The 15424-nt window shown below is 72.9% G+C and carries 13 protein-coding genes and 1 riboswitch; of the genes, 9 read left to right on the forward strand and 4 right to left on the reverse strand.

Going from position 1 to position 15424, the window contains the following annotated elements:
- Nucleotides 1-3 precede the first annotated feature (3 nt).
- Genes ABZ016_RS21395 through ABZ016_RS21430 form a run of 8 tightly spaced genes read left to right on the forward strand, consistent with a single transcriptional unit; the run spans nt 4 to nt 9755 of the window.
- Nucleotides 4-1224, forward strand: coding sequence for an ATP-grasp domain-containing protein (locus tag ABZ016_RS21395; protein ID WP_356918229.1), 1221 nt, complete (start codon nt 4-6; stop codon nt 1222-1224).
- Nucleotides 1221-2006 carry a gamma-glutamyl-gamma-aminobutyrate hydrolase family protein gene (locus ABZ016_RS21400; protein WP_356918230.1) on the forward strand — a complete coding sequence of 262 codons (786 nt, stop codon included), beginning with the start codon at nt 1221-1223 and terminating at the stop codon, nt 2004-2006. Before ABZ016_RS21395 ends, ABZ016_RS21400 begins: the two co-directional genes overlap by 4 nt.
- On the forward strand, nt 2003-2863 hold the full coding sequence (locus tag ABZ016_RS21405; protein ID WP_356918231.1) for a hypothetical protein: 861 nt from the start codon (nt 2003-2005) through the stop codon (nt 2861-2863). The genes ABZ016_RS21400 and ABZ016_RS21405 overlap by 4 nt, the downstream gene beginning before the upstream one ends.
- On the forward strand, nt 2860-4017 hold the full coding sequence (locus tag ABZ016_RS21410) for a hypothetical protein (RefSeq protein WP_356918232.1): 1158 nt from the start codon (nt 2860-2862) through the stop codon (nt 4015-4017). The genes ABZ016_RS21405 and ABZ016_RS21410 overlap by 4 nt, the downstream gene beginning before the upstream one ends.
- On the forward strand, nt 4014-4682 hold the full coding sequence (locus tag ABZ016_RS21415; RefSeq protein WP_356918233.1) for a hypothetical protein: 669 nt from the start codon (nt 4014-4016) through the stop codon (nt 4680-4682). Before ABZ016_RS21410 ends, ABZ016_RS21415 begins: the two co-directional genes overlap by 4 nt.
- The gene (locus ABZ016_RS21420; protein WP_356918235.1) at nt 4679-5992 is read left to right on the forward strand and encodes an MFS transporter; all 1314 of its coding nucleotides are present in this window, start codon (nt 4679-4681) and stop codon (nt 5990-5992) included. Before ABZ016_RS21415 ends, ABZ016_RS21420 begins: the two co-directional genes overlap by 4 nt.
- Complete coding sequence (locus tag ABZ016_RS21425) at nt 5989-8481, forward strand: ATP-grasp domain-containing protein (RefSeq protein WP_356918236.1); 2493 nt, start codon at nt 5989-5991, stop codon at nt 8479-8481. The genes ABZ016_RS21420 and ABZ016_RS21425 overlap by 4 nt, the downstream gene beginning before the upstream one ends.
- Nucleotides 8482-8483: 2 nt before the next feature.
- On the forward strand, nt 8484-9755 hold the full coding sequence (locus ABZ016_RS21430) for an ATP-grasp domain-containing protein (RefSeq protein ID WP_356918237.1): 1272 nt from the start codon (nt 8484-8486) through the stop codon (nt 9753-9755).
- 2 nt (nt 9756-9757) lie between these two features.
- Here ABZ016_RS21430 and ABZ016_RS21435 read toward each other — a convergent pair whose 3' ends face one another.
- From ABZ016_RS21435 to gcvT, 4 genes are all read right to left on the reverse strand, one after another.
- Nucleotides 9758-11125 carry an L-serine ammonia-lyase gene (locus tag ABZ016_RS21435; protein WP_356918238.1) on the reverse strand — a complete coding sequence of 456 codons (1368 nt, stop codon included), beginning with the start codon at nt 11123-11125 and terminating at the stop codon, nt 9758-9760.
- Nucleotides 11126-11211: 86 nt separating this feature from the next.
- Nucleotides 11212-12474: a serine hydroxymethyltransferase gene (glyA, locus tag ABZ016_RS21440; RefSeq protein ID WP_356918239.1), complete on the reverse strand. Its 1263-nt coding sequence runs from the start codon at nt 12472-12474 to the stop codon at nt 11212-11214.
- Between the two features lie 14 nt (nt 12475-12488).
- On the reverse strand, nt 12489-12866 hold the full coding sequence (gcvH, locus tag ABZ016_RS21445; RefSeq protein ID WP_003993100.1) for a glycine cleavage system protein GcvH: 378 nt from the start codon (nt 12864-12866) through the stop codon (nt 12489-12491).
- Between the two features lie 105 nt (nt 12867-12971).
- Nucleotides 12972-14093, reverse strand: coding sequence for a glycine cleavage system aminomethyltransferase GcvT (gene gcvT / locus ABZ016_RS21450; RefSeq protein ID WP_356918240.1), 1122 nt, complete (start codon nt 14091-14093; stop codon nt 12972-12974).
- Between the two features lie 164 nt (nt 14094-14257).
- A riboswitch (glycine riboswitch) is annotated at nt 14258-14357 on the reverse strand.
- Between the two features lie 366 nt (nt 14358-14723).
- Between gcvT and ABZ016_RS21455 the strand changes: the two genes are divergently transcribed.
- Nucleotides 14724-15392 (forward strand): AAA family ATPase, encoded by a 669-nt coding sequence (locus ABZ016_RS21455; RefSeq protein ID WP_356918333.1) that lies wholly within the window; start codon nt 14724-14726, stop codon nt 15390-15392.
- Nucleotides 15393-15424: the final 32 nt, after the last annotated feature.

The raw sequence follows: 15424 nt of genomic DNA on the forward strand, positions 1-15424 counted from the left end.
CAGATGACGACAGCCAGCAACACCCCCGCGGTGAACCCGACGACGCAGGACGGCGACGGCGCGGCCGGGAACGGCACGGTGCTCTACCTCGGCCTGCGGCGCTCCCCGCTGGAATGGCGTGCGGAACTCGACGCCGCCACGGCCCGGGGACTGAGCGTCCATGTCGCGTCCGACGCCGACGTCTCGCACACCGGGCTCCCCGACCACCGGCGCGGCTCCTTCGACCGTGGCTCCTCGCTCGCGGAACAGGCCACCCAGGCCTCGCCCGGCCGGCCCCCGGTCGCCGTCGCGTGCTGGGGTGACAAGTACGTCGGCCTCACCGCGCTGCTCGCCGAGCGGTTCGGGGTGCGCGGCATCGGTACCGCGGCTGCGGCCGTCACCACGGACAAGGCCGCCCAGCGCCGGGCCATGGAGCCGTACGGGCTCAACCCGCCGTGGCGGGCGGGCCGGACGGCGGACGACCTGCGGGCCGTCGTCGCCGAGCTCGGTGCGGCGGGACGCCCCCTGGTGTTCAAGCCCGCGCACTGCTCCGGCGGCCGCGGCATGGCGCTGATCACCGAGCACACCGGCCTGGACGAGGTGTTCGGGCTCACCGCCGCCAACTACTCGAAGACCAGCGACTTCCTCGTCGAGGAGTACGTGGACGGTTCGGAGCACTCCGTCTCCGGCGTCGTCTCCGAGGGCACGGTGCGGATCCTCGGCGTCACCGACAAGAGGGTCGACGGGCCGCTGTCCCCGTCGTGGGCCACGGCCGTCCCCTCCGCCCTGACGGACACCGAAGTCAAGGACCTGACGCGGGCCGCCGAACAAGCCGTGATCGCCGTCGGCCTCGGGACCGGCGGGTTCCACGTCGACCTGCGTCTCGGCTCCGCGGGGCCCGTCGTTCTGGAGGTCGGCGGACGGCTCGGCGGCGACCTGATCAACTCCCACCTCATCCCGTACGCGCACCAGGGGACGGTCCGGCCCTACGAGGCGCTGCTCGCCCTCCTCACCGACGGAGAACTGCCGGAGGAGACCCCCGCGCCGGTGCGAGGCGCCGCGATGGTGCTCCTGCCCAAGTCGGGGCGCCCGGCCGCCACCTTGGCCGAGGCCGCGCTCGCCCGGCCGCGGGTCGTCCTGGCCGAGGACTGGCCCGGCACGGACACCGTCGTGGCGGTCGTCGTCACCGACGACCCGGCCGACCTGCCCGCGGCCGTAGCCGACCTGCGCGAGTCGGCCCGGTGACCGCCGGGCCGCCGCACCTCCCGCTGGTCGGTGTCCTGGCCTGCCGGAAGGAACGGGCCAACGGCACCACGTACTCCCGGGTCAACGACCATCTGACCGAGCCGCTCCTGGACCACGCCGGCGTGGCCGCCGTACTGATCCACACCGTGCGCCCCGAACACGCCGGCAGCGTCCTGGCCCGCCTCGACGGACTGGTGCTGCCCGGCAGCGGCTCGTTCGTCCACCCGGTCCGCTACGGCGGGCGGGACACGGACGCCGTGCCCGGCAGGGAGTACGACCCGGCCCGGGACGAGACCGCGGCCGCGCTGCTGCGTGCGGCCGACGTCATTCCGGGCCTGCCCGTGCTCGCCAGCTGCCGTGGAATGCAGGAGCTCGCGGTGCACCACGGCGGCACCCTGGGCACCGTGCCGCACTCGGAGGTGAAGCACCGGTTACGGGCCGGCGTGGACGGTCCCGACCGGTGGGCGCCCGCCCACACCGTGGCCGTCCGGCCCGGTGGTCTCCTGGCCGGTCTGGGCGAGCCCGGACAGGACCCGAGTGGGGTGCCGGTCAACTCCCAGCACAGCGACCGGGTGGACAAGGTCCCGGGGGAGGTGTTCGTCGAGGCCGTGGCCCCGGACGGGACCGTCGAGGCGATCAGCGTCGGAGCGCCGGACCGCTTCGTCCTCGGGGTGCAGTGGCACTTCGAGCACCACACCGGCCGATCAGTTCTGGACCGCGCGGTCCTGGCAGCGTTCGGCAGCCGCTGCCGGTCCCGGATGACGTCGAGGGAACAGCAGTGAACGCACCAGGAACCACGACCACCTCCGCAGCCGCGGCGGTCGAGCAGCCGACCGACCTCGCGGCCCTCGCCGCCACCGCCCTCGAGGCGGTCGGCGGCAGCGGCGACGAGCTGCTCTTCCTCGCCGGCTCCACCACCGACGGACTCGCCAACCGCAACTCGGACCTGGACCTCTACGTCGTCGGTGACCTGCGGGTCACCGGCTCGGAGACAGCGGCCCGGCAGGGCGAGCGCACCGCGACCGTCGCCTACCACGAGGGCCGGGAAGTCAACGTCGCCGTCCTCGACCCGGCCGCACTGGGCGGGCTGCGGGACGCCTTCGGCGCCAGCGTGGCGAGCCTGTCGGGGGAGAAGGGCATCGCCCAGCTCGTCGACGAGGACAACCTCAAGATCCTGCACCGTGTCCGGACCGGCCGCGCCCTGCGGCACTCCGACCGGCTGCGGGAGCTGCGCCAGGACCTGGGCACCGATGACCTGCCCCGCTACCTGCTGAACGTGGCCGCCGTCGCCGCCGTCAACCGGCTCACCGACGTGTCGGGCGAACTGGCCGACGGGCACGCCGACTCGGCCGCGTGGATGTACCGCGAGGCCCTCGTGCACACCGGCCAGTGCGCGCTCGCTGCCGCGGGCGTGACCGTTCCGTCCGTCAAGTGGCTCGTCCGGCTGCTCCAGCGGGAGGCAGCGCGCCAGGACGACAGCGGCTGCGCCGCGCACGTCGCCCGGCACCTGCTCGCCCCGCCCGCCGACACCACCGCCGCAATGACCGCAACTCGTGCCCACCTCGCCGCCGTCATCGACGCCGCCGGCGACCAGGCGGGCCCGTACGTCCGCACCGTGGCCCGACGGAAGCTGGGATGACACCGATGACCCTCGTCGACCACGACGACCTGAACGAAGCCGTCGCGGCCACCGCGCGAAGCACCGAGACGGCACACGCCGAACGTGACGTCGGCGCCTCCGTCGCCACGGAGGTACGGGCCGGGACAGCGCCGGACGAGCCTGACCCGTCCGGTGCCGTCGACAACGCGGCACGGAGCCGAACGCCCCACACCGGGCGCGGTTTCGCGCCCGTCGAGCTGTACGACCTGCCCGACGGGCTGATACCCAGAGAGCCCCGGCTGGGCGGCATGTGTGTCCCGGTTCCCGCCGAGCGGCTCGCGGCCCTCGCGCGGTCCGGGCCCGTGGTGCTCGGACTACAGCCCGGTTTCGCCCACACCGACGGTTTTCTCGCGTCGCTCCTGAAGGAACTGCGCGCGCTGCTGCACCTGCCGGACGGACACGCCTGCGTCCTCGTTCCCGCCCCGCCGCACGCCGTGGCCCGGCTGCTCGCCGGGGAGGAGTGGGCCCGGGCGCACGGCGCCGTCCCCCGGCCGGTCGAGGGGCCCGGGCGGCCGACCGCCTCCCCGGGCATCGACGGATGGACCGCCGCGGACCTCTCGCGCACGTCCTGGCCGCTCGACCAGTCCCTCCTCGGCGAACTGGACGTGGCGTGCTTCTGCCCCAGCTGGCTCCTCGGCGTCGTGCCCGGCTCCACCGTCCTCACGCTGTCTCCGCGGGCCATCGCGGCTGCCCGGGCGGAAGGGCAGAGCGGCCCCTTCGGCGTCCGTGCCCTGCTGGACGCGGACGCGTCCGGCGCCCCGCGCCCCAGCGCCTCGGACCTGATGATGCTCGCCCACGGTGTGCGCACCCTCGCCGAGTCGCACCCCGAACGCGTGGACAGCGAGACCGAGGCCCGCATGGAGCTGCTGCGCGCCCACACGGCCGGCCGCTCCTGGCTCGCCGGCCCGCCCCGGCGCCCGGGACGCGACCTCGCCGCCGTGCTGCCCACCACCCTCACACCCGACGCCGTGCGCGGTGTGACCACCTTCCTGGAGACCTGGTCCCTGGCCTACGGGCTCGCCGACCCCGCGCGGCCGACGGCACTGCGGGTCGGTCTGTACCGCACCATCGCGGACGACGACCTCGTGCGGCTGCTCGGACTGCTCGACCTGCTTCTGGGGGAGGCCCGATGAGCGCAGGCGCACTGCTCATTCTGAAGCCCGACATACTCGCCGGCCCCTACGCGCGGTGCCCTGCCGCCTCGGCCCGGGACACGGTGCGCGGGCTCCTGCGCGTGTACGAGCCCGAAGCCACCCGCACCTTCGAGGTGGACACCTCCGAACAGGCCGTCACCTGGGCACTGACCAACATCGACCGCAAGGTACGCGCCCGGGACTGGTACGTCCGCACCCTCCACGCCCCCGGCCCGCGGCTCGCCGCCCTTCGGGACCTGCTGGCCGAACCGGTCCTCAACCCGCCGGGCGACGGCCACGTCGCCACGTCCGACCTGGTACGGGGCATCGCCGACGCGTTCGGCTTCACGGTCACCGACCGCCGGCGCACCCGGTGCACCCGGCGCGACTTCCTGGGCCTCTACGCGGACAACACCCACTTCACCCGGCTCGCCGGAAGCCTGTGCGGCTATCTGGTGGACCAGGAGGTCGAGATCTACCGGTACGCGGGGCAGGAAGAGCTGTCGACCCTGCACATCGCCAAGGAGATGGTGCGCCGGGTCGTCCGCTACCCCACCAGCCACTACGACGCGGTGGAAAACCTGCTGCACGTCTCCGACCCGGGCGCACGGGACTGGACGTACTTCCTCAACACGGCCTTCCGGGAACAGGACGCGGCCGCGTGAGCAGGCTCCAAGGTTCCGCGCGGCGCTTCACCGCGGCCGACGTGCTGATCCTCGTCAACGGTGTGTCGGCGTTCGGCTCCGGGCTGGTCTATCCGTACACCGCGCTCTACCTGTCCGACCTGCCCGCCATGGGCACGGCCGGCGTCAGCGTCTTCTACGGCGCCGCCGCGGCGGCGAACCTGGCGACCACCGGTGTGCTCGCGACCGGCTGGATCAAACCGCCGCCCGCGCTCCTCGGACTCGCCGGCACGCTGATGCTCGCCACGGGCTTCCTCGGCACCGCCGTCGCGGACTCCCTGGCCCTCCTGTGCGCGGCCGTGCTGTTCATCGGCTGCGGCCAGGGCTGTCTGCTGGTCGCGATGGTGCCGGTGCTCAACTCCCTGACGGCGCAGGAACAGCGACGCTCGGTCTTCGCCCGCCGCTACCGCGCGATCAACGTCGGTCTCGGACTCGGTGCCGTCGCCGCAGGCCTGACCACCGGCATCCTCACCACGTCGGCCGTGCCGTGGCTGTTCGTCTGCAACGCGCTGAGCTACCTGCCGCTCACCTACGCCTTCCACCGGGTCCGGGCACGGGAGCGCGACGAGGTGCCCCGGCCCGCGGACGCCGAGCACTCCACGGACCCCGGTGGGTCCGGGGACAAGGAGCGGTCCGGCGGCTCCGGCGGTGGCCGGCGGTGGCTCGGGGCGGCCGGTACGCTCGCCGTCCTGTTCCAGCTCGGCGCCTACCTCTTCGGGCACAGCCAGTTCGAGGCGACGGCGCCGCTCGTCGCCGTCCGCCTGATGGGCATCGGTCTGGGCACCGTCTCGGGACTGCTGCTCGTCAACACCCTGGTGGTGGCCCTCGGACAGACCTGGGTGACCCGCCTGCTGAGCAGCCGCGACGAGGCGTACGGGCTGCGGGCGGCCGTGGTGCTGTGGGCCGCCGCGTACGGCGTGGCCGCGACGTCGGCCTTCGGCCCGCTGCCCGTCCGTTACGCCGGACTCCTGCTCTTCGCCGTCGTCTTCGCGCTCGGCGAGTGCGCCTACTCCTGCTCGTTCCACCCGTGGCTGATCGACTCGGTACGGCCCGGGGACGTCACCCGGGTCTCGGCGCTGGCCGGGGGCGCCATGGGCATCGGCACGGCCGCCGGACCCTCCGTCGGCGTCGCGCTCACCCTCACCGGTGAGGCCACCGCGGTCTGGCTGAGCCTCGCCTCGTTCTGCCTGCTGCTGCTTCTCACCCTCGGCCGGCGGCGCCCGGCGGTGCCCGCGACCGCCGCCGGCGCACCCGCACAGACACCCGCGTCACACACAGGGGACACGACATGACGGACACACTGCTGCTGGTCGGCGCGGGCCTCATGGGACGGGGCTACGTCGACGCCGCCCAGGACCTCGGCCTGCACACCGTGCTGCTCGACGACGAGGCCTGGCGCGAGCAGCACGAGAGCCGCGTCGCGCACTTCGCGACCCCCTCGGGCCCTACCGAGACGCACTGGATCCGGGGCGCGCTGGACATGGCCGAACGACACCGTCCCCAGGGTGTCGTGCCCTTCGCCGAACCGCACGTGCTGGCCGCCGCCCGGGTGCAGGAGCGGCTCGGACTGCCCGGCCCCTCCCTCGCCGCCGCCGAGGCCAGCCGCAACAAGGCCGTCCAGCGCGCCCTGTTCGCGCATGCCGGACTCCCGCAGCCCGACCACGCCGTCGTCGACGACGCCGACCGGGCCGCGGCGTGGAGCCGCGGCCGCTATCCGGTCGTCGTGAAGCCGCTGCGCGGCATGGGCAGCGTCGGAGTCCACTGCGTCGCGAACGAGGACGAGCTGCGCGCCGACCTGGCCCGCCGGGACATGGGCCAGCTGGTGCTGGTCGAGGAGTACCTCGACGCTCCGGAGTACAGCTGGGAAGGGCTGGTCCAGGACGGCGAGGTGGTCTTCGGGAACCACACCCGCAAGGTGACCACCGGGCCGCCCGAGTTCGTCGAACTCCAGCACCAGCTGCCGTACGTCCCCGCCGACCGGGACCGCGCCGACGCGCAGACGGCCGCACTCGTGGCCGCCGCGGGCATCCGCACCGGCATCGTGCACCTCGAGTACCGCGACGACGGCAGCGCGCTGCGGCCCATGGAGTTCGCCGTGCGCACCCCCGGTGACCACATCATGGAACTGATGTGCCGGGCGTACGGGCACGACTTCTTCCGCAGTGTCATCGAACTGTCCCTAGGCAGGACCGTGAGCCTCCCGGCCGGGCGCCCCCGCACCGCGGGGGTGTTGTTCCTGCCCGCACCGCGCCCGGGTCGCATCGCCTCCGTGGACGGCACCCGGGAGGCCGCGGAACGCCCCGAGGTGGTGAGGGTGGGGCAGAAGAAGCACGCCGGGGACGTCGTCACCGGCCTCCACTCGTCCGGCGACCGGGTCGCCCACGTGCTGCTCCTCGCCGACGGCCCCGCCGACGTGGAACGCGCCGCCGAGCTCGTCCGCGGCGAGATCGAGATTCGCATGGAGCCCGGCACCGCCCCGGCACCGCATCCCGCCCCCGGCGCCGAAACGCCCCGGATCGCCGAGGACGGGCCCACGATCGTGCTCTGCAAGTGGCGTCCCGACATGGTGCGGGCGCTGCTCGCCGGCACCCCGCACCTCCACCTGGTGCTCGACGAGACCGAGGCGGCCCGCGCCGCCGCCTCCCCCGAACTCCTCGGTGCGGCCCGCGCCGTCTACCGCGTCGGCAGCACCGACTCGGTGGAGGAGATGACCGGCGTCGCCGTGGACCTAGCCGTGCGCGGCGTCCGGGTCGATCAGGTGCTCTGCTTCTCCGAGGACGGCCAGCTCGGCGCCGCCCAGCTGCGCCGCCTGCTCGACCGCGGTGGCCCGAGCGCGGCGCAGCAGGCGGCCGTCCGCGACAAGCGGATGATGAAACACCTCGTGGCCGCCGCCGGTGTCGCCGTCACCCCGTGGGCCTCCCTGCCCGTCGACGCCACCTTCGCCGACGGCGACGCCCTGCCCGACGTGGGGTACCCCGCCGTCGTGAAACCGGCGTTCGGCTTCGGCACCATGAGCACCGTCCGGGTCGACAGCGCGGCGGAGACCGCCGCCGTCCTGCGTGACCTGCCCAAGCCCGAGCGGCTCAGCTCCGGGCATCTCGTCGTCGAACGCTTCGTGCACGGCCGCGAGTTGCACGTCGACGCGCTCTGGTCGGCCGGCAAACCGCTGTTCCTGATCGCGAGCGCGTACTACGTGCCACGGCTCGACCACGTCGCGACGGAGGACGGACACGGCGCTCCGCGCACCCGGGACGGCTCGTACATCCTGCCGCGCGAGGACCACCCCGAGCTGTACGAACGCCTCCTCGCCATGTACACCACCGTCAACGAGGCGTTGGGCATCGAGACCGCCGTGACCCACATGGAGGTGTTCGAGACGCCCGCGGGCGAGCTCGTCTTCTCGGAGATCGCCACCCGCATCGGTGGCGGCTGGGTCTCCGACATGCTCTCCGTGGGCCTCGGACACAGCGTGTACGACACCGTCGCCACCGGCCTGCTCTTCGGGCGCGTCGAGGAGGCGGTCCCCCCGCGCCGGTACATCGGAGCGCTGCACCTGCGCCCGCCGCACGCCGGCACCATCACCGCCATGCCGACGGACCGTCGGATCCAGGCCGTCGAGGGGGTGCTCGACTGGCGCCGCGCGAAGCAGACCGGGGACACGTTCGGCTTCTCGCACGCCATGGACTGGTGCCTGCTCGTCGTCCTGGGGGCGGACACGGCCGAGGAGTTCGAGGCGCTCCTCGACCGAGTCGAGTCCGAGCTCGTGATCGAGGTGGAGTGACCGTGCCCGAGCCCGCCCCGCGTCCCGTCGTCGTCTTCGTCGGGCTGCGCAAGAACCCGCTCGAACACCGCCCCGCGTTCGAGGCCGCCCACCGGAGCGGCTGTTCCGTGGCGCTCCTCGCGGCGCGGCCTCCCGCCGGACTGCCGCGCGCGCTGCTCGCCGAGGCACGGGCCGTCGACCCGCACGACACCGAGGCCTTCGACGCGGCGGTGGACGCCGTCGCCGCCGCGCATACCGTCGCCGGCGTCGTCGCCTGGTCCGACGCGGGCGTCGAACCGGCGGCCCGCGCCGCCCGGCGCCTCGGCCTGCCCGGCATCGCCCCCGCCGCGGCTCGCCTGGCGCGCAACAAGTACCTGATGCGCCGCGCCCTCGCGGACCGGCCGCACCTGATACCGCGCTTCGCCCGGGTACGGACGTGGCGGGACGCCGTGCGGGCGCTGGACGACATCGGGGCCCCGGCGGTACTGAAGCCGGCCGCCGGCAGCGGCAGCAAGGGCATCTTCCTGCTGCGGGACGAACAGGAACTCCGCTCCGCCTTCGACGAGTTGACGCGCCTGACCGGGACGGACGGCGACAGCATCTTCCGCCACGACCGCGGCGACCTCGTCCTGGAGGAGCTGTTGCGCGGCAGCGAGCACAGCGTCGAGGGCTTCGTGCACCGAGGCGAGGTGACGGTCTGCGGCATCACCGACAAGACGACCACCGAGCCGTTCCGCCTGGAACTCGCCCATCTCCATCCCAGCGCCCTGCCCGCCGCCGCGCGCTCCGCCGTGCACGCACTCACCCGCGAGACCGTCCTCGCCCTCGGCTTCGACGACTGCGCCTTCCACCTGGAGTGCATGTACGACCCGGGGAAGGGCGTCCGGCTGATCGAGGTCGCCGCCCGTGCCGGCGGGGACTTCATCGGCTCGCATCTGGTGGGACTGGCGACCGGGGTCCCCTTCCACGAGAACGTGATCCGGGTCGCCACCGGCCGGGCCCCGCGCCTGCCCGATCAGCCGCCGCTGCACGCCGGCCTGCGGAAGATCATGGCTCCGGCGGCGGGCAAGCTCGTACGGGTCGACGGCCTCGACACCGCGCTCGGCGTCCCCGGCGTCCAGCACGTCGTGCTCGACCGCGCCCCGGGCACGACCGTCAGGCTGCCGCCCGAGCACTTCTCCTCCAGTCTGCTCGGCGCGGTGATCGCCACCGGTGACACCGGTGAGGCCGTCGAGGGCGCCCTGGAGGCCGCGGTGGAGGCGCTACGAGTGGAGATCGACCCCCGGCCGGCGTGACGTCAGCACTCGATGATGTTCACCGCGAGCCCGCCCCGGGCCGTCTCCTTGTACTTCACCGACATGTCCGCGCCGGTGTCCTTCATGGTCTTGATGACCTTGTCCAGGGACACCTTGTGGGAGCCGTCGCCGCGCATCGCCATGCGTGCGGCCGTGACGGCCTTCACCGCCGCCATGCCGTTGCGTTCGATGCACGGGATCTGGACCAGGCCCCCGACCGGGTCGCAGGTCAGACCGAGGTTGTGCTCCATACCGATCTCCGCGGCGTTCTCGACCTGTTCGGGCGAGCCGCCGAGGACCTCGGCCAGCGCGCCCGCCGCCATCGAGCAGGCGGAGCCGACCTCGCCCTGGCAGCCGACCTCGGCGCCGGAGATGGAGGCGTTCTCCTTGAACAGCATGCCGATCGCGCCAGCGGCGAGCAGGAAGCGGACCACGCCCTCCTCGTCGGCGCCGGGCACGAAGTTGACGTAGTAGTGCAGGACCGCGGGGATGATGCCGGCGGCGCCGTTCGTGGGGGCGGTGACGACCCGGCCACCGGCCGCGTTCTCCTCGTTGACCGCCATCGCGTAGAGGGTGATCCACTCCATGGCGAGGGCCTGCGGGTCACCCTCGGAGCGCAGCTTGCGCGCGGTGTTCGCGGCCCGGCGGCGCACCTTCAGGCCGCCCGGCAGGATGCCCTCCTGGGACATGCCGCGCGCCACGCACGCCTCCATCACGCGCCAGATCTCCAGCAGGCCCTCGCGGATCTCCTCCTCGGTCCGCCACGCCCGCTCGTTCTCCAGCATCAGGGCGGAGATGGACAGACCCGTCTCCTCCGTCAGGCGCAGCAGCTCGTCCCCCGTGCGGAACGGGTGCTTCAGCACGGTGTCGTCCAGCTTGATGCGGTCCGCGCCGACCGCCTCCTCGTCGACGACGAAGCCGCCGCCGACCGAGTAGTACGTCTTCGTCAGCAGCTCCGCGCCCGAGGCGTCGTACGCCCACAGGGTCATGCCGTTGGCGTGGTACGGCAGGGCCTTGCGGCGGTGCAGGACCATGTCGTCGTCGAAGGAGAACGCGATCTCGTGCTCGCCCAGCAGCCTCAGCCGGCCGTCCGCCTTGATCGTCTCCACTCGCTCGTCGGCGGACTCCACGTCCACGCTGCGCGGCGAGTCGCCCTCCAGGCCGAGCAGCACCGCCTTGGGCGTGCCGTGGCCGTGGCCCGTGGCGCCGAGCGAGCCGTACAGCTCGGCGCGGACCGAGGCGACCGACTCCAGCACCTTTTCGTTGCGCAGCCGCCGGGCGAACAGCCCCGCCGCCCGCATGGGGCCGACCGTGTGGGAGCTGGACGGGCCGATGCCGATCGAGAACAGGTCGAAGACCGAGATGGCCACGGGGGTACTCCTGACTACGGGGTGGTGCACAGGGTGCGGGTCGCCGTGACCGCTTCTGGCGGCACGGCGACCCCGAGCGGTGTTCGTTACTTGTTCAGGCCCGGGTACAGCGGGTGCCTGTCGGCCAGGGCCTTCACCCGGGCCTTGAGCGCCTCGGTGTCGTAGGACGGCTTCAGCGCCTCGGCGATGACGTCCGCGACCTCCGCGAAGTCCTCGGCCGTGAAGCCCCGGGTCGCCAGGGCCGGGGTGCCGATCCGCAGCCCGGACGTCACCATCGGCGGGCGCGGGTCGTTCGGGATCGCGTTGCGGTTGACCGTGATGCCCACCTCGTGGAGGCGGTCCTCGGCCTGCTGACCGTCCAGCTCCGAGTGGCGCAGGTCGACCAGGACGAGGTGCACGTCCGTGCCGCCGGACAGGACGTCGACGCCCACGGCCCGGACGTCGTCCCGCACCAGACGCTCGGCCAGGATGCGGGCACCCTCCAGCGTACGGCGCTGGCGCTCCTTGAAGTCCTCCGAGGCCGCGACCTTGAAGGCGACCGCCTTGGCCGCGATCACGTGCTCCAGCGGACCGCCCTGCTGACCGGGGAAGACAGCGGAGTTGATCTTCTTGGCCAGTTCGGCCGTGGAGAGGATCACACCGCCGCGCGGTCCGCCCAGCGTCTTGTGGGTGGTCGTCGTCACCACGTGCGCGTGCGGCACGGGGTTCGGGTGCAGCCCCGCCGCGACCAGCCCGGCGAAGTGCGCCATGTCGACCATCAGGTACGCGCCGACCTCGTCCGCGATCCGGCGGAACGCGGCGAAGTCCAGCTGTCGCGGGTACGCCGACCAGCCGGCGACGATCAGCTTCGGCCTGGACTCCTTGGCGAGCCGCTCGACCTCGGCCATGTCGACCCGGCCGTCCTCGCCCACGTGGTAGGCGACGACGTCGTAGAGCTTGCCGGAGAAGTTGATCTTCATGCCGTGGGTCAGGTGCCCGCCGTGCGCGAGGTTCAGACCCATGATGGTGTCGCCCGGCTTGAGCAGCGCGAACATCGCGGCGGCGTTGGCCTGGGCGCCCGAGTGCGGCTGGACGTTGGCGTGCTCGGCGCCGAACAGCTCCTTGATGCGGTCGATCGCGATCTGCTCGACCACGTCGACGTGCTCGCAGCCGCCGTAGTAGCGGCGGCCCGGGTAGCCCTCGGCGTACTTGTTGGTGAGGACCGAGCCCTGCGCCTCCATGACCGCGACCGGAGCGAAGTTCTCCGAGGCGATCATCTCGAGCGTGGACTGCTGGCGGTGCAGCTCGGCGTCGACCGCCGCCGCCACGGCCGGGTCGAGCTCGTGCAGGGGGGTGTTCAGGACGGACATACGGCTACGACTCCTCAGCCGGCGGAGAACGCGGTGTACTCGTCGGCGGAGAGCAGGTCGCCCGGCTCGTCCGTGACGCGCACCTTGAACAGCCAGCCGCCCTCGAAGGGGGCCGAGTTCACCAGCGACGGATCGTTGACGACGTCCTCGTTGACCTCGGTGACCTCACCCGCGACCGGGGAGTACAGGTCGGACACCGACTTGGTCGACTCCAGCTCGCCGCAGGTCTCGCCCGCGGACACCGTGTCACCGACCTCGGGGAGCTGGACGAAGACGACGTCGCCGAGGGCGTTGGCCGCGTGCTCCGTGATGCCGACCGTCGAGACGCCGTCCTCGGCGGCCGACAGCCACTCGTGCTCCTTGCTGTAGCGCAGCTGCTGGGGGTTGCTCATGGCCTGGATTCTCCTGTACGCGCGGGAGTGCTGATGAAGGGGACCGCTGGTGAGCGGGGTGATGGGTGATGGGCCCGGGACCGCGGGGCGGCCCGTGGTCAGTGTCTACTTCTGGCGCTTGTAGAACGGCAGCGCCACGACCTCGTACGGCTCGTGACTGCCCCGGATGTCCACGGCCACACCGGGCGTGCCGGGGGCGGCGTGCGCGGCGTCGACGTAGGCCATCGCGATCGGCTTGCCGAGCGTGGGGGAGGGGGCGCCGGAGGTCACCTCGCCGATCACCTCGCCACCGGCGACGACCGCGTACCCGGCGCGCGGCACCCGGCGGCCCTCGGCGACCAGGCCGACCAGGACGCGGGGCGGGTTCTGCTCTGCACGGGCGGCCGCCCCGGCCAGCGCCTCGCGCCCCACGAAGTCGCCCTCCTTCTCGAACTTCACCACCCGGCCGAGCCCGGCGTCGAACGGCGTGAGGGAGGTGCTCAGTTCGTGCCCGTACAGCGGCATGCCCGCCTCCAGGCGCAGGGTGTCACGGCAGGACAGCCCGCACGGGGTCAGGCCGGCGCCCTCGCCCGCCTTGGTCAGGGCCTGCCACAGCTCGACCGCGTGCTCCGGCTTCACGAACAGCTCGAAACCGTCCTCGCCGGTGTACCCGGTACGGGCGATCAGGGCCGGGACCCCCGCGACCGTGCCGGGCAGCCCGGCGTAGTACTTCAGGCCGTCGAGGCCGGCGTCGGTCAGGGACTTCAGGATCCCCGGCGACTCGGGGCCCTGGACGGCGATCAGGGCGTAGGCGTCCCGGTCGTCGCGCACCTCGGCGTCGAACCCGGCGGAACGTTCCACCAGCGCGTCCAGGACCACCTGGGCGTTGGAGGCGTTGGCGACGACCATGTACTCGTGCTCGGCCAGCCGGTAGACGATCAGGTCGTCGAGGATGCCGCCGTCGGCCCGGCAGATCATGGTGTACCGGGCACGGCCGGGCTTGACGCCGCCGATGTTGCCGACCAGCGCGTGGTCGAGCAGGGCGGCGGCCTGCGGGCCGGTGACGGTGATCTCGCCCATGTGGGAGAGGTCGAAGAGCCCGGCCTTCGTGCGCACGGCGTGGTGCTCGTCGCGCTCGGAACCGTAGCGCAGGGGCATGTCCCAGCCGGCGAAGTCGGTCATCGTCGCGCCGAGCGAGCGATGCAGGGCATCGAGCGCGGTGTGACGGAGTTCTCCTGTACTGCTCACGGTCGGTTCTCCCAGATGCATGACGGCGAGGTCGTTCCTCCCCATCTGTCATCGGAACCTGAGAGGTTCGCCATGACCGCACGGGACACGGCTTGCACCTTGGGTGGAGCCACGCCGCCTCCCGGTACATCCGGAGGAGGGTGCGGCCCGCTTTTCAGATGTGCCTCGCCCGCGCGGTAACGGGGCCTGAGAGATTCAAGGGAGGGACTTGCTCCTTCGGCGCCCCAGCGTCAGCGGTGCTGGGGACTCTCCCGCGCGGATTCAAACGGCCGGTATGCAGTTGGCGCGCACATCATTGCACGCATCCTGCCGGGGTGGCAGGGGGATCACCCTTTGCTGCATGACGATCACACTAGGCACGTCGAACCCACGTCGTCGCCGGGAACATGTGAACGACCCATCACCGTCACGAAGCAGGGGCCGACTCCGCCGGAACGAGACTGCGACGCTCCGCGTCGCAGCCACACGATTCGCCTCACCCCCGGCCTGAAGGCCGGAGCACTGCGCATGATGTCCGGTAGCAGGCCTGTTACAGGACGAGGACTGAAATAAGAGAGACCGGGCATTACCTTCTCTTTACACTCGGCGGGGATGGGACTCCGTACCTGGCCCCAGGGGAGGACGATCACGGTGAACAGGACCACCGCGTACGCCACGACGTCGGGCATCGCGCTGCCCGAGCAGCCGGCCGCTCCGGCCCGGGCGGTCTGCGGCCCGCTGCCCGTGCCGGTCGTCCGCGACCTGCGCGACCGCGCCGGCCGGGGCCCGCAGGCGCTGCTGTTCGGCCCCCGCGACCTGGTCGTGGTCACGGGCCTGCCCGGTAGCGGCAAGTCCACGCTGATGCGGCGCACCGTGCCGGGCCGGCGCGTCGACTCCCAGGACACCCGCGACCGCTGGGAGGGCCGCATGCCGCGCTTCCTGCCGTACGCGGTCTACCGCCCCCTCGTCCGCCTCGCCCACTACGCCGGGCTGCGCCGCGCCCTGCGCACCGGCGAGGGCGTCGTGGTGCACGACTGCGGCACCCAGACCTGGGTCCGCCGCTGGCTGGCCCGCGAGGCCCGCCGCCGGGGCGGCACCCTGCACCTCCTGCTCCTCGACGTCACACCGGAGCAGGCCCTGGAGGGCCAGCGCGACCGCGGCCGCGGCGTCTCGCGCTACGCCTTCCTGCGCCACCGCGCCGCCGGCGCCCGCCTGCTGCGCTCGGTGGAACGCGGCGAACTCCCCACCGGCTGCGGCTCGGCCATCCTCGCCGACCGCAACACGGCGAACACCCTGCACCGCATCGGCTTCACATCCTGACCGCGCAGCGGTGCATCACCCGCCGGCAACCC

The sequence above is a fragment of the Streptomyces sp. NPDC006372 genome (assembly GCF_040612515.1).
GTDB lineage: Bacteria > Actinomycetota > Actinomycetes > Streptomycetales > Streptomycetaceae > Streptomyces.

Coding starts and splice junctions, on each gene's coding strand:
- ABZ016_RS21395 (WP_356918229.1), top strand. CDS start 4: ATGACGACAGCCAGCAACACCCCCGCGGTGAACCCGACGACGCAGGAC.
- ABZ016_RS21410 (WP_356918232.1), top strand. CDS start 2,860: ATGACACCGATGACCCTCGTCGACCACGACGACCTGAACGAAGCCGTC.
- ABZ016_RS21415 (WP_356918233.1), top strand. CDS start 4,014: ATGAGCGCAGGCGCACTGCTCATTCTGAAGCCCGACATACTCGCCGGC.
- ABZ016_RS21425 (WP_356918236.1), top strand. CDS start 5,989: ATGACGGACACACTGCTGCTGGTCGGCGCGGGCCTCATGGGACGGGGC.
- glyA (WP_356918239.1), bottom strand. CDS start 12,474: ATGTCCGTCCTGAACACCCCCCTGCACGAGCTCGACCCGGCCGTGGCG.
- gcvH (WP_003993100.1), bottom strand. CDS start 12,866: ATGAGCAACCCCCAGCAGCTGCGCTACAGCAAGGAGCACGAGTGGCTG.